Here is a 14,041-nt window from a genome sequence, read left to right as displayed (position 1 = left end):
ATGATTTCTCCTGCCATAATCTTTGAAGATATCACCCTCGGTTTTAGCGGCAAAAAACTCTTTGCCGGATTTTCGATGGAGGTCCCGGCAGAACATTGTACCTGTTTGCTGGGACCGAGTGGCTGCGGTAAGTCGACCATGCTTGGTTTGGTGTCGTGCAATTGTCGGTTGAAATTTTCCGGCAGGCTCAGGTTTCTTCCGGAAATCTCGCATGCAGCCTCCATCAGCTGGATGGCTCAGGACGATCTGTTGCTACCGTGGCTGACGGTGATCGACAACGTCCTGCTTGGTGCGCGCTTGCGAGGTGAGGTGCGTCCGACGCTGAAGGACAAGGCGCAACAGTTGTTGGCTGAAGCAGGATTGGAAGGGAAAGGTGGTTTACTGCCCGGTCAGCTCTCGGGCGGCATGCGACAGCGGGTAGCGCTACTCCGGACTCTTATGGAGGAGCGCCCTGTGATCCTGATGGATGAGCCGTTTTCTGCTCTTGATGCTCTGTCCAGGGTGCGGCTACAGAATCTTGCTGCCCGTCTCACGAAGGGGAAGACGGTATTGATGGTGACCCATGACCCTATGGAGGCGTTGCGGCTTGCCGACCGGATTATTGTCTTGCATGGGCATCCGGTAAGGATTGCTACTGTCCTCGATCTGCATGGGGCAACACCACGTGATCCCGCTGATCCGGAAGTGCAGCAGATCTATCCACAGTTATTGGGCCAGCTCATGGCGGAGGCTGAGTCATGAGCGGTATTCGTTTTTTGATCCTCGCCAGTGGTTTAACCGCTTTCTGGCAACTGGTGGTCATGATTACCGATGTACCACCGTACATACTGCCGGGACCTCTGCCCGTGGTTCGGGCCCTTATCCTGCACTGGCCGACGCTGCAGAATCATCTGATGACAACACTCGCCGAAATCCTGGCGGGGCTTGTCCTCGGTACAGTTCTTGGCAGTTGCTGCGCACTTACCATGATCCTGCTGCCGCTGATGCGTCGCTGGCTTTTGCCGATTCTTGTGGTCAGTCAGGCCATCCCGGTATTTGCCCTGGCACCGATTCTGGTGCTCTGGTTTGGGTATGGTATGGCTTCGAAGGTGGCCATGGCGGTGTTGATTATTTTCTTTCCGGTTACGTCTTCCTTCTATTACGGGATGCGTCGCACCCGCCCCGAGCTGCTGGAGTTGGCCCGCATAATGGGAGGTCGACCGCTGTCCGTTCTGCGCTGGATTGTCATTCCTTCTGCACTGCCCGCGCTTGGCTCCGGACTCGGAGTTGCCGCTGCGGTGGCGCCAATCGGCGCAGTGGTGGGGGAGTGGGTCGGTTCCAGCTCGGGTTTGGGATATTACATGCTCCATGCCAATGCCCGTATGCAGATCGATATCATGTTTGCTGCCCTGGCGGTGCTTTCTGTCGTATCGCTGGGACTTTATTTTGCCGTGGATACCATGGTGGCCCGGTTGATCTTTTGGGAAAAAAAGGAAAATGAAGATGAATCTGTTGCGTAAATCCATCGTGCTGACTGCTCTGCTCTTGTCAATGCATTCGACAGGCATGGCGTTGGCCGCCGAAAAAGTGACTGTTCTGCTGGACTGGTTTGTTAATCCCGATCACGCACCACTTTTTGTGGCTCTAGAGAAGGGCTATTTTGCCGAGCGTGGTCTCGATGTCGAGCTTATCGCCCCTTCAAACCCTAATGACCCTCCAAAACTGGTGGCGGCAGGCAAGGCGGATATTGCCGTCTCCTACCAGCATCAACACCAGATGCAGGTCGAACAAGGGTTGCCTTTGGTGCGTATTGCCACCTTGGTTGCGACCCCCCTCAATTCCCTGGTTGTGCTTGAAGATGGTCCGATCAAATCAATAGGAGATCTCAAAGGCAAAACTATCGGTTATTCGGTGGGCGGCTTTGAGACGGCGCTGTTGAAGGTCATGCTCGCAAAAGAAGGGATCGCTCTTTCCGATGTGAAACTGGTGAATGTCAACTTCTCACTGTCCCCCTCGCTTTTTACTGGTCAGGTGGATGGTGTGATCGGGGCCTTTCGTAATTTTGAGCTCAATCAGATGGCGATTGAGAAAAGACCCGGACATGCATTTTTCGTCGAGGAATACGGTATACCCGCATATGATGAGCTTATCCTCGTTGCCGATCGGGCATCTCTCGGGGATGCGAAACTTCGTCGTTTTGTCGATGCGGTCGAGGCGGGCGTTCAATATCTGGTGAATCACCCGGATGAGAGCTGGGAGCTCTTTATCAAGGGCGATCGTAAAAGCCTCGATGATGAACTGAATCGTCGGGCCTGGCGGGATACCCTGCCACGTTTTGCCTTGCGGCCTGGCGCGCTTGATCGTCAGCGCTATGTGCGTTTTGCCAGATTTTTGCAAGAGCAGGATATCGTCAAAAATGTGGCACCACTGGACGAGTGGGCGCAGGAGCTGCCATAAGTTGGCAAAAAAAGATGGGGCAGCCCTATGCTGCCCCATCTTAAGGATTCCGGTTGGTTGATGGCTTGAGCGTTTCTTCATGGCAGAAGACAACGCTCATTTATTTCTTGTTTGTTCGCAAGAAAAGAATTTTTTTATAAGTAATTATACCCCTTGTGGGGTGTTAGTTGATGGTTATCTGCTTCTGCTGTTGTTCAACTGGTTTTGCTATTTCAAGCCGCAGTACCCCGTCTTTAAAGGTTGCCTGGACCTTCTCGGTGTCAATTTCAAAGGGCAGGTTGAAGGCGCGTTGAAAGGTGCCGTAGCTTCTTTCGCGGCGGAAGCTGTGCTCATCCTTCACCTCGGTTTCACGCTTTCTCTCTCCACCTAAGGTTAGCTGGCGACCCTTCACGTCGACCTTAATATCTTCTTTCCCGACGCCGGGCATCTCTGCTTCGATCACGATAACGTTCTCCTTTTCGTAAATATCGACCTGCAGACTCTGGCGTCGTGTTGCTGCTGTCGACAAGGTAGCCGGATGTAGGACCGGTCCGAAAAAATCATCGAAAAGTTCGTCAAAAAACGATGACGGAGAGGTCTGTCTACTATTTTGTAAGCGGTTTGGTGTGTTGTAACGGATCAGGTTCATAGTTGCCTCCTGGTGTTCGTTCAATGGTGATGAATCGGTTATGTTGTTGATTGAGCTTGCTACGAAATCCAAAAATCTGGGATTTTCGTGTTTACCTCTGTGACTGAAATGGTAATAATTGAATTACCAAAGTCAACAAATAAAATATTACTAAAAATAAAAATAATAAAAGTAATTCGACAGGTGATGAAAAGCCAAAGGAGAAGGTATGACGCGACCGAAATCATTTATTCATCTCGAATTTACCGAAGAGTCGTCGGCACGGCTCAGGGGACACCAGTCTGTGCGGACCACCTTTAAACTGTCTGAGCGCTCAATCAATGCTTTAAGCGTTCTTGCCGGCCAGTTGGGAATCAAGCAGAAGTCGCTGTTTGATCATCTGGTGGAGGATGTTCAGGCGCTGAAAACCATTGCCCGAGAGTTCGAGACCTTTCCAGGAGATGGACAACGGGTAGCAAAAACCTATGTGATTTCCAGAAAAACGCTGGAAAATCTTGAAAAGGTCTCAACAAAATATAATACGCCGCGTGATGCCCTGGTCGAGTTCTCCATTGAACGTATTCTGCCTCTGATAGAACAGGAAAAGGAAAAATATGCCCGCCGGATGAAGATCGCTCGTCAGCTAGGTGAACTGGCTGTGGAAAGCCGACAGTTGCTCCAGGAGGCAATCGAGGAGCTTGGTGAAGATGATCATCTGGTCCAGGAACTGGTGTCAGTGGCACGTTCCACTATGGCGGCACGTCAGCGGGTGGATGCCTATCTTCATAAAGCTAAAGGCATAGAGGATTTTTAGTCTGTATCCGGCTCGAAGCCATGAAGCCGGACATTGATCTATTGCCGGCGTTTGTGCTAGCATAAAGATAGATGTAACACCGGTTTTTGGCATAGTTTATACCGTGATAGCGGCGCATATACGGTTGGAGATGGATAGCGTATGAAGGTTGATATCCGCATAGTTTCTCTTTCAATGTTGGTTGGTGTGGCTTTGATCATCTTCGATTTCCTGATGGACAGTACGTTCTTAAAGGATATGAACAATGATCAGCATCAGCTCATTATGGGAATGGTCATTCTCGGCACGTTTTTCGCTTTCGGTCTCGTCGTGTCTCATCAGTTTTATAATTTTCGGGAGGCGGAGAGACGTGCTTCCCAGGCATCTGTTTTCCTGCAGCAACTGATTAATGCGATTCCAGCTCCGGTTTTCTATAAAGACCGTAACTATATCTATACTGGCTGCAATAAGAGCTTTGCAGAGTTTCTGGGGCGGTCGGCAACAGAAATCGTTGGCCGGACAGTCTACGATCTTGCGCCAAAACATCTGGCGGATGTGTACCATGTCAAAGACAGGGAGCTGATGGAGAATCCGGGGGTGCAGATCTATGAATCGAAGGTGAAAGGAGGTACCCCGGATGAGTCCAATGTGATCTTTCATAAAGCAACCTATCTGGATGAAGCAGGGGATGTTGACGGAATGATAGGCATCATTCTTGATATTACTGAGTTAAGGCGGACAGAGGTTGAAAGGGAAAAGCTCATTGTGGAGCTGCAGGACGCTCTCGATAAAGTCAAGGTTCTGAGTGGTTTTCTCCCCATCTGTGGGACCTGTAAGAAGATTCGTAACGATTCCGGCTACTGGCAGCAGATTGAGGCCTATATTCGGCAACATTCAAAGGCTGTGTTCAGCCATTCTATTTGCCCTGACTGCGCGAAAAAGCTCTTTACCGATTATGAGGCAGAGCAAAAAGAACAGACTGCCAAAACGCAGCAGGGCGGTTCCCGGGTCTGACTGCCAATTCATTTCACTCCTTCCTGCCGCTAAGGTTTCGCTCCGCCCGCTATTTCTCTCTTTCCCTGCAGTAAATAGTCTTTTCCCTAGCGCAAAAATAGTGTAACTTCATAAAGATATTCTGTGGAATTCTGGGTAGATCCATGTCTGAATCAGACATTGTCACCCTTCGGGCTAGCTGGATGAAAGGTTGCCGGTGCTATCGGCAAAGGATGCGAGGTGGAGAGTTCCGTCGTTATACGCAGGGCCAATCCGGCCGAACATGAATTGCTGACCATTATTTCCTTTCGATCCAAATCGTACTGGTCTTATCCTGACAATTACTTTCAGGTCTGGCAGAAAGAGCTCACCATAACCGCTGACTATATCGAGCAGAACGAGGTGTTCGTTTGCGAGATGAAGCAGACGGCAATTGCGTATTACTCTCTCGTACAACTCGCTCAAGATCTTTTGTATTCTGGTGCACGGTTGGAGGCTGGCCTATGGCTCGATCATATGTTTGTGCTACCAGAGTTTATCGGACAGGGCGTTGGGCGGTTGCTTTTTCGCCATTGTAAAAATCGTCTGTCTGAACGTGGGGTGATCAGTCTTAATATCCTTGCTGACCCCAATGCCCTTGGGTTTTATCAGAAAATGGGTTGTGAAAAACACGGCCTTTTTCCTTCGTCAATTCCGGGGAGGACCACTCCCCGCCTGACCTATCGACCGAGCTGTGACAGTCATTATTAAACTGGCTTGGCATAACGGAGGTCTCAAATCTCTATCAGGAAGAGGTGAAGCATGAGAATTGCGAACGTTTTGCTCAAACTGATGGCTCTTCTCCTATTGGCAGGATGTGCCGGAGAGCATATGGACCAAGCTGCACCTTTGGCCCGTACCGAGGGGGAAATCCGGTATCTGGCAGAGATCAAGCCGATTCTGGATAAGCGTTGTGTCGTTTGTCACAGTTGCTACAACTCTCCCTGTCAGTTGAAACTCAGCTCCTACGAGGGGCTTGACCGTGGCGGTAGCAAAGAGGCTGTTTATAACTCCAAACGCCTTTGGGCCATGGAGCCTACCCGCCTATTTGTCGATGCCATGACCACCGATGAGTGGCGTGACAGGAACTTCCACTCCGTCCGTGAGTCCACTGCTGCTGATGGTGAGAACACTTCGCTCATGTTCAAGATGCTGGCGCAGAAAAACTCCGAGCAGTCCAGTACCTGTTCGGAAAACATCAAAGATAGCTGCAATTCATTTAAGCCAGAAGACGAAAAGCTTACCTGTGCTTCAACCGTTGCCGAAATGAATACCTATCTGAAAAAACACCCCAACCGCGGTATGCCTTATGGTTTCCCTCCGCTTGAGGAAAAAGAGTTCAATCTTATTCGTGACTGGCTGCATGACGGTGGCAGGGGCCCAACGGCGGAAGAGCATAGGGCACGTGCTGCCGTGGCCGATATGGATCAGGAGTCGGTGCGGAAGTGGGAGGCTTTTTTCAACGCTGCCCCGGACGACGGTGAATTGCGGGCCAAATACCGGATGACCGCGCGATATCTCTATGAGCATCTTTTTTTAGCGCATATCTCGTTTGACTCGAAGAGTCGTAACTTTTACGAGATTGTGAGGTCGACCACGCCTCCTGGTGAGGATATTCGCATCATCCCCTCGATTCGCCCTTATGATGATCCGGGCGAGGGCCCATTCTATTACCGGTTGCGGAGGATATATTCTACCATCGTTCACAAGACCCATATGGTTTTTGAGCTGAATGATGCCAAGATGGCGCGTTTTCAGGAACTGTTCATAGAGCCCAAATGGCCTATTGCTCCGCACGTGGTTGGCTTTGATAAACGGACGAGCGCCAATCCGTTCAAGGTATTTCAGCAGATACCTGCTCGTTCCCGTTACCAGTTTCTGCTTGATAACAACCATTATGTCATCATGACCTTTATTCGCGGCCCGGTCTGCAAAGGTCAGGTGGCCCTGAACGTGATCCATGACAATTTCTGGCTGTTCTTTCTTGACCCCGATTACGACCTGTCGGTGCAGCGTCCGGAGTTCCTCCATAACAATCTTGACCTAACCATCCTTCCTGACGAACAGGGGAGTTTTTTCAGTCTTTTCAAGTCGTGGATGATCATGCGATACAAGCAGCTCGCTTATCGGTATGTCAAGGCACGGCAGGATTTCTATAGCAAGACCTATGGGCCGATCGGACTGGATACGCGAGCAATCTGGGCGGGTAACAGCGAGGAAGACAGCCCGGCACTCACCATTTTCAGGCATTTCAACAGCGCTTCGGTGCATCGCGGAGTACTCGGTGATCTTCCGAGAACTGCCTGGGTCATGGATTTTCCTCTAATGGAAAGGATCTATTATGCGTTGGTGGCGGGCTTTGATGTCTATGGTTCGATGGGGCATCAACTCGGAGTCCGTCTTTACATGGATAACCTGCGCCAGGAAGGAGAGACCTATTTTCTTGATTTTCTCCCGAAAGGAATGCGGCCGGTGCTTATGCGCTCCTGGTATGGCGGCATCGATCCTGGGAAAATCCATTACACGCCATCCAAATTGCCGGCAGGTATGAGCTTTACGACGCTGGATTTCAAACGGGAATTCATTGAAAATCTGGTGCAGAGCCGTTTTGTCAAAGCTGCAGATGTTACTTTTGATGAAAATTATCACACCGCCCAGCAGGGATACCCACCTAGATTGCCGTTGCAATATAAGAGTGAGGCTGATTATATCCGAGGTTTTGATAGTGTCTCTGCACCCGGAACCAAATTTTTCGCCTTTATGAATGATTACAATGCCAATCTGGCTTATGTGCGGATACGGATTTCCCCCACCCAGGATCAAGTGGTGTCCATTGTGGTCCACCGCTGGCATGACAATGTGATGACACCGTTAAATGAAGATGAGCGGCTCAATTCAAACAGGGACGAGGTAGATTTTATCAGGGGCTATGTGGGGAGTTATCCCAACTATTTCTTTGATGTCAGTCTTGAGGAACTCCCCGATTTTCTCAACATGTTAAAAGAGTATGACAGTCGCAAAAAGGAGGACGTGGCAGCATTGCTTCGCTTTGGTGTCAACAGGGCTGAGAGTAATTTCTGGGAAAAATATGACTGGTTTCAGCAGGATTTTGACAAGAGTGACCCGCTCAGGTCAGGACTCTTTGATCTCAACCGCTACTATCATCTGGCTGTAAAGGGACCGGCAAAATAGCACCTGGAAGGTGGCTTTGATGATACTTGGTCTGGCCACCTGGGTTACTAAAGGTAGATTTTTTTTCTTCTTCCTTTAGGCAACATTTTAAATGTGCTATACCTGTATCAAAATACAGAGTTTTTTGGCGTGCTCAGTTGAATTGTTGGGTGTGACCGTCGATTGGGTTCCGGGGGGGTGTCATCGGAGCTGCTTATATCAGATAGAGGATGTGCAGGGCATGCAGTGGCCACGTTTTCGAAAATTGCCCATTAAGCAGAAGCTTGTCGTGTTGAGTATTGTTGTAGCCGGCACTGCGCTCTTTATATTTACCCTGGTTTCCGCCTTTAACCAGATTCGCAGCATGCGTCAGGCCATGCTTGAAAACCTGACGATTCTCTCAGAATCGATCGCTGATCTTTCCAGTGCCGCGCTAAGTTTCTCCGATAAGGATGGTGCTGCAGAAATACTTGGTACGCTGCGGGCCGACCGGGACATCGAAGTGGCAGCCATCTATGACTTTGACGGTGCACCGTTCGCCTCCTATTTTCGAGGTGCTGAAGGCTCTGAGCAGCAGCTGCCGAAAATGGTCTCCTCGGATGCTGTCCGTTTTTACTTTCAGTCGGGCCATTACAAGTTCGAGATTTTTCGACCAATAAACCTGCAGGATAAAACCATCGGAGTCCTCTACCTGCTTTCAGGCACTGGCAGGATGACTGCGCATATCCTGAATTCCATCATTTTGCTGGTCTTGAGTATGGTGGTGGTGTTGGCGGTGACGGTGCTTATCTCTGCCCGGTTGCAGGGAATCATTACCCGGCCGGTGAGTCTTCTGGCTAGTACTGCCAGGGATATTTCCGAAAATGGCGATTACGGTCTGCGGGTCGATAAGCTGAGCGATGATGAAATTGGCCAACTGATCGATGACTTCAACACTATGCTGAAAGGCATCCAGGAGCGGGACGCTGAGCTGCAGCAACATCGACACAATCTGGAAATGCTGGTGCAGGAGCGGACCGAGGAGCTCCGGGCCAAGCGCGACGAGGCGTTGGCGGCGGCTCGAGCCAAGAGTGAGTTCCTGGCCAATATGAGCCATGAAATCCGTACGCCTATGAACGGTGTTATCGGTGTCCTCTCCCTGTTACAGGATGTGCCGATGACTGCTGAGTACAAACGTCTGCTGGAAACAGCGACCCGTTCAGCAGACTCCCTGCTTCTTATCATTAACGACATTCTTGATTTTTCCAAGATCGATGCCGGCAAAATCACTTTCGAGTCTATCCCTTTTGATCTGCGGGAGTTGATGGAGGAGACATCTGAGCTTTTTATCGATACGGTAAACCTTAAGAATCTCGAGCTGACCTGTTTTGTGCCGACTTCCATTCCCTGCCGTATTCTTGGGGATCCAACCAGATTGCGCCAGATTATCACCAACCTGCTGAGCAACGCGGTGAAATTTACCGAAGCGGGGGAGGTCAAACTGTCGGTGTCGGTTGTGAATCGCCATGATTCCCAGCAGGAGCTCATGTTTACCGTGGAGGATTCAGGGATTGGTATTTCCGATGATGTAACCGGTAGGCTGTTTGAAAAATTTACCCAGGCAGATGGTTCTACCACCCGCAAATACGGTGGAACAGGCCTTGGGCTCAGTGTCTGTAAGCAGCTTGTCGAACAGCAGGGCGGCAGCATCGGCGTAAGCAGCAAGATCGGTTCGGGAACGACTTTCTGGTTTTCAATAGCTTTTGACATTGTTGAGGAAACATTCCCGCTCATTCCCTATAACAAGCTGAAAGGTAAACGGTATCTCGTTGCGGCCGACAGTCGGAGCAACCGCTCGATTATCGAGCATTATCTTGAGTTTTGCGATGCTGAGGTGCTTTCTTATCCGGATGCGGGCAGCTGTCTGGCAGCCTTGAATGAGCTGATTCGTCATGACAAAGCGGTAGACGCCATCCTGATCGATCAACGACTGCCCGACTGTGAAGGATTGCAGTTTGCCGAAGCCATACACCGGGATTTTGGTGACAATGCTCCACTGATGGTCTTGATGAGTACCATGTCCTTTGTCAAGGCGCAGTTACGTAGGGCCGGGGTCAGCAGATCTTTGCTGAAGCCCATCCGGCAGCTAGATTTGTACAACAGTCTGGCCGACAGAGTAGCCAGGGGGCAAAAACGTCTCGAAAAAGAGACAATTGCCGAGCAACTCCAAACCCATCCCCGATTGCATGGATCGCTGCTGCTGGTGGATGATGAACCGATCAATCAGAATATTGCCCTGGCAATTTTACAAAAATACGGACTGCAGGCCGAGGTGGCGGGGAGTGGTCGGGAAGCGTTGCGGATGACGGCGGAGAGAACCTATTCTGTAGTACTGATGGACATCCAGATGCCGGAAATGAGCGGTTATGAAACAACACAGCTGATTCGAAAACGTGAGATGGAGCAGGGGTTGAAACGTTCGGTCATTATCGCCATGACCGCCAATGCCATGGAGTCCACCAGAACACGTTGTTTCGAGGTAGGCATGGACGATTTTTTTACCAAACCCATCAAGCCCGATGTACTCGCAGAACGGCTCAAGCCCTGGCTGAATACTCAAGAACTTGGCAGGAATGCAAACGCGGAGGTGCCTGGTGCTTCCCCAGTGGCCAGATCTGAAAATGTGGACCTGCCTCAGGATCAGCTGCTCTGGAGTTTGAAAAGAGCTCTGGAATTTGTTGGTGATGACGAGGGGCTGTTTCGGGAACTGGTCCAGCTGTTTATGGCGAGAAATGAGACGCTTTTAAACGCCATCGAAGCCGCGATTGCGGCCGGTGATTCCGAAGGGCTTCGTGATGCGGCACATGCCTATAAAGGCGCTGTTGGTCATTTTGCGGCAGATTCTGTACGGGAGCTGGCACTCTCTTTGGAATCCATGAGTAAGGAGGGGCGAATGGACAGCGCCCTGGATGAGTTCAACCGGCTTCGTGTGGCTGCGACGAGACTTATGGATGAACTGGCGGTCTATCTGGGGACTGGTGGTAGTTGAATATGATGTATTGGTTTTACAAATAATGCGTGTTTAACCGGGTTTCGAGTCGAATCTTCGGCAATTATTGTTGAAAAAACAATTGAGGAGAAAGCATGGTTGAATGGTTTCTTAGTTTGACGGGCGTGCAACAGGCGCTGCTTGGTACACTGTTTACGTGGTTTCTGACTGCGCTGGGAGCGGCATTGGTCTTCTTTTTCAAGGAGATCAATAGAAAAGCTTTGGACGGTATGCTGGGTTGTGCTGCGGGTGTAATGATCGCTGCAAGTTTCTGGTCGCTATTGGCACCTGCTATTGCGTTGGTGGAAGAGGCCGGGGGAATTGTCTGGCTTCCTCCGCTTATTGGCTTTCTGAGCGGAGGCTGTTTTTTGTGGGGAGTGGATAAACTCCTGCCCCATTTGCATTCCGGTTTTCCAACCAAAGAGGCTGAAGGGGTGAAGACCAGCTGGCAGCGTTCGGTTTTGCTGGTGCTGGCCATTACCCTGCATAATATTCCTGAAGGTTTGGCAGTTGGTGTGGCCTTTGGCGCTGCTGCTGCCGGTCAGGGAACTGCAACCATTGGGGCTGCCGTGGCTCTGGCACTTGGCATAGGTATTCAGAATTTTCCGGAAGGTGCTGCGGTGTCCATACCGCTCAGACGTGAGGGGTTATCTCGAGCAAAGAGCTTTTTCTATGGGCAGATGTCGGGCGTGGTTGAGCCTATTGCAGGAGTGGCGGGAGCGGCTCTGGTTATTCTCATGCAGCCCATTCTCCCATATGCTCTCTCGTTTGCTGCTGGAGCGATGATCTACGTGGTAGCTGAGGAGTTGATTCCAGAGTCGCAGGCCGAGAAGCATTCGGATGTGGCGACTATCGGGGTGATGTTCGGATTTGCCTTGATGATGACCCTTGACGTGGCACTGGGCTGAAGTCGGCGGAGATAAGAAACTGTCTGAGGGGGACGCAGGTTGTGGCTACCAGGCGGTTTCGACCCTGTTTCTACCGTTCTTTTTGGCCCGGTAAAGGGCATCGTCGGCGGCCTTGATCAGTTCGCCGCCATTGGCATATTCGTCACGCCATGAGGCAACCCCGGCACTGATGGTGACTTGTGCGACTGTGCCGCCACCAAGTTCCATAACATGTTTTTCTACTGCGGCGCGCAGACGTTCGGCCAGTTGCAGCGATTCTTCTCGGTCGCTTCTGGTGCTGATAACGAGGAACTCCTCCCCGCCCATGCGGCTTACCATGTCGTAACTTCTTGCATTTTTACTGAAAATCTGGGCAACTTCCTTGAGTACGAGATCGCCGTTATCATGGCCATGGGTGTCGTTGATGTTTTTGAAATGATCGACATCGATCATGATGCAGCTCAGTTTTTCGCCGTAACGGCTCGATTCCGCCACCACATCTTTTAAGCGGGCCATGGCATTACGCCTGTTGGGCAGACCGGTGAGGGCATCGGTCATGGTGTGCAGCTTGCGGTTGGCTACACCGAGCCGCACAGCATATTTCTGAATAACCTCACGATCTCTGTTGATCTTTCGCTGATAGCGGATCAATCTCTCGCCACCCCGTATCCGCGCTTCGAGAACCTTGGGAGTGAAAGGCTTAACCACATAATCGTCGGCGCCGGCATCAAAGGCCTGGACCAGTTCATCGTCCGCCTCTGCCCCGGTGAGCATGATGATGTAGGTGTGCTGGGTGGTGGTCTCCTGGCGCAAAGCCATGCAGAGCTCAAGTCCATCCATTTGGGGCATGCGCCAGTCGGTAATCACCATTTCCGGTCGCTTTTCAAGGGCAATTTGCAATGCCTGCTTACCATTCTCAGCAGTGATGATCTGTCGACTTTCACTCCCGAGAATCCGAGTAAGGTTGAGCAGGGTGAGGGGATCGTCATCAACTGCCAGCAGCAAAATCTCAGTTTCCGGCCTGCTGCGGACCTGTGCTTCTATGGAATTGGCGTCCAGAGTCTTGAGCTGGTGATAAAGTGGACATTGCTGGGTTGGGATCTGGAAGAGGTATCCCCATTCCTGCCAGGTAAGGACAATCTGTTCGAAGAACGCGCCGAATTCTTTTGCCGCAATACCATAATTTTCGGCGAGCTTTTCCACTGCATCAAAACTTATAGAGAGCGGTAGGTCCAGCACACAGATGTTGGCTATCTGTAGTGAGAGATGGAGAATTTCGGCGAGCTCTGCCAATTCTTCGTTTTCTTCTTCGTCTGCCACATAGGATTCGTGAATGCGAACCGCTTGACCGAACAGTTTGGGCAGGCCCCAGTCTGTAAACATTTCTGCACTGAGGTTATGATGATGGATTTCAAAGATGCGTTGTTCCTCTTCCAGCATTTCCTTGGTGCCTAGCGAGCGGGCGAGGATTTCAACGTATTCCTCTGGAAAAGCAGTGGCCAGGGCTAGTTCGCCGATATGGCTTAAGAGGGCACAGGTGAAGAGCTCATCCGGGTCTAAGTTTTTACTTTTCTGGGCCAGGGCGCGGGCTGCGATCGCATGTGCCAGTGATTTTGACCAGTAGCGGTGGTAATTGAACTCCCGGCACTCGCATTTATTCTGCTGGGAAAGAAATGAGAAGCTGAGTGCCATGCTGGCCATGCCGCGGATGCCTATTCTTACCGCAGCGCGCTGGATTGAAGTAATCGGCACCATGGTGCCCATCAGTGCAGAATTGGCGTATTTGAGGAATTTTGCGGAAAGGGCTGGATCGGTTTCAACCACATTCGCGATATCCTGCAATGACGAGCTTTCGCTGTAGCAGAGCCGTATGACCTCTGTCGCAACCTTCGATGGGGAAGGGAGCTTGGATTCAGCAGTTAGTCTTTTGTAAATTTCACTGTTTTCCATTGTGCTCTGCTATACGGGAGGGAAACCGGAGTCCGAATTTGTGCCCGGCTGATCGACTGAAAAGACTCAGGATTTATTTCAATTTTTTCTGTGTAATGGTACACGATTTCACAAGAAAAAAACAAGTACGGGAATTA

11 protein-coding genes are annotated in these 14,041 nt (G+C 50.7%); 9 read left to right on the top strand and 2 right to left on the bottom strand.

The annotated features are described in order from the left end of the window. Genes BUF15_RS15275 through BUF15_RS15265 form a run of 3 tightly spaced genes read left to right on the top strand, consistent with a single transcriptional unit; the run spans position 1 to position 2,436 of the window. Positions 1–741 (top strand): ABC transporter ATP-binding protein, encoded by a 741-nt coding sequence (locus BUF15_RS15275; protein WP_073614545.1) that lies wholly within the window; start codon positions 1–3, stop codon positions 739–741. Continuing rightward, positions 738–1,499: an ABC transporter permease gene (locus tag BUF15_RS15270; protein WP_073614543.1), complete on the top strand. Its 762-nt coding sequence runs from the start codon at positions 738–740 to the stop codon at positions 1,497–1,499. Before BUF15_RS15275 ends, BUF15_RS15270 begins: the two co-directional genes overlap by 4 nt. Continuing rightward, entirely contained in the window at positions 1,477–2,436 is a 960-nt protein-coding gene (locus BUF15_RS15265) for an ABC transporter substrate-binding protein (RefSeq protein ID WP_143170732.1), read from the top strand. The genes BUF15_RS15270 and BUF15_RS15265 overlap by 23 nt, the downstream gene beginning before the upstream one ends. A gap of 163 nt (positions 2,437–2,599) precedes the next feature. Here the strand turns inward: BUF15_RS15265 and BUF15_RS15260 are convergent, their stop codons facing one another. Next, positions 2,600–3,064, bottom strand: a complete 465-nt coding sequence (locus BUF15_RS15260) for an Hsp20/alpha crystallin family protein (RefSeq protein WP_084554035.1) — start codon at positions 3,062–3,064, stop codon at positions 2,600–2,602. A gap of 208 nt (positions 3,065–3,272) precedes the next feature. Between BUF15_RS15260 and BUF15_RS15255 the strand changes: the two genes are divergently transcribed. The 6 genes from BUF15_RS15255 to BUF15_RS15230 all read left to right on the top strand — a co-directional run bounded on the left by BUF15_RS15255 (position 3,273) and on the right by BUF15_RS15230 (position 11,975). After that, positions 3,273–3,857 (top strand): hypothetical protein, encoded by a 585-nt coding sequence (locus tag BUF15_RS15255; protein ID WP_073614539.1) that lies wholly within the window; start codon positions 3,273–3,275, stop codon positions 3,855–3,857. Between the two features lie 141 nt (positions 3,858–3,998). Beyond that, positions 3,999–4,850 (top strand): PAS domain-containing protein, encoded by an 852-nt coding sequence (locus BUF15_RS15250; protein ID WP_073614537.1) that lies wholly within the window; start codon positions 3,999–4,001, stop codon positions 4,848–4,850. A gap of 219 nt (positions 4,851–5,069) precedes the next feature. Beyond that, positions 5,070–5,579 (top strand): GNAT family N-acetyltransferase, encoded by a 510-nt coding sequence (locus BUF15_RS15245; RefSeq protein WP_159441308.1) that lies wholly within the window; start codon positions 5,070–5,072, stop codon positions 5,577–5,579. Positions 5,580–5,630: 51 nt separating this feature from the next. Further along, complete coding sequence (locus BUF15_RS15240; protein ID WP_073614533.1) at positions 5,631–8,060, top strand: fatty acid cis/trans isomerase; 2,430 nt, start codon at positions 5,631–5,633, stop codon at positions 8,058–8,060. A 220-nt stretch (positions 8,061–8,280) separates the two neighbouring features. Beyond that, the gene (locus BUF15_RS15235; RefSeq protein ID WP_073614531.1) at positions 8,281–11,067 is read left to right on the top strand and encodes a response regulator; all 2,787 of its coding nucleotides are present in this window, start codon (positions 8,281–8,283) and stop codon (positions 11,065–11,067) included. 95 nt (positions 11,068–11,162) lie between these two features. Then, entirely contained in the window at positions 11,163–11,975 is an 813-nt protein-coding gene (locus tag BUF15_RS15230; protein ID WP_073614529.1) for a ZIP family metal transporter, read from the top strand. A gap of 45 nt (positions 11,976–12,020) precedes the next feature. Here BUF15_RS15230 and BUF15_RS15225 read toward each other — a convergent pair whose 3' ends face one another. Further along, entirely contained in the window at positions 12,021–13,904 is a 1,884-nt protein-coding gene (locus BUF15_RS15225; RefSeq protein WP_073614527.1) for a diguanylate cyclase, read from the bottom strand. Positions 13,905–14,041 lie beyond the last annotated feature (137 nt).

Source organism: Desulfopila aestuarii DSM 18488, from assembly GCF_900143695.1.
In the GTDB taxonomy this organism is placed as follows: Bacteria; Desulfobacterota; Desulfobulbia; order Desulfobulbales; family Desulfocapsaceae; genus Desulfopila; species Desulfopila aestuarii.
The sequence above is the reverse complement of the archived record's forward strand: the minus strand, read 5'-3'. Positions and strand labels throughout refer to the sequence as shown.